Origin of the sequence: Mesorhizobium sp. M7A.F.Ca.CA.003.01.2.1 (assembly GCF_003998945.1) — a bacterium.
Lineage (GTDB): Bacteria > Pseudomonadota > Alphaproteobacteria > Rhizobiales > Rhizobiaceae > Mesorhizobium > Mesorhizobium ciceri.
Genome location: NZ_RZRA01001667.1, coordinates 1 through 459, shown reverse-complemented (window position 1 = coordinate 459; position 459 = coordinate 1). Strand labels below are relative to the sequence as shown.

Here is a 459-nt window from a genome sequence, read left to right as displayed (position 1 = left end):
GCTTCGACGTCAGCGACGAGAACAATGCCCTGAAGACAGGTTATGATGTCGAGGCCCGCCGCTGGCCGGAATGGATCGCGGCGACCGGAATGCGCATGGAGTTGCTGCCGCGCGTGATCGTGCCGGGCGAGGTCACGGGCGCCCTCACCGCGGAAGCCGGGGAACTGTTCGGCTTGCCGCGCGATGTGGCCGTCGTCGCCGGCACCACGGATGGCTGCGCCTCGTTCCTGGCGACCGGTGCCGCCGCGATCGGCGACGGGGTCACTGCGCTGGGATCCTCGCTGACCATCAAGATCCTGTCCGACCGGCCGATTTCGGCGCCGCGCTTCGGCATCTACAGCCACCGGCTCGGCAACGCCTGGCTGGCGGGCGGTGCCTCGAACTCAGGCGGCAAGGTGCTGGCCCAGCACTTTCCGCTCGCCCGTATCATCGAACTCAGCGCGACAATCGACCCGGAGA

1 protein-coding gene is annotated in these 459 nt (G+C 68.4%); it reads left to right on the top strand.

The genetic code is table 11. The features are described from left to right. A partial coding sequence (locus EN969_RS34850) for an FGGY family carbohydrate kinase (protein ID WP_348632434.1) occupies positions 1-459 on the top strand: 459 nt, incomplete at both ends.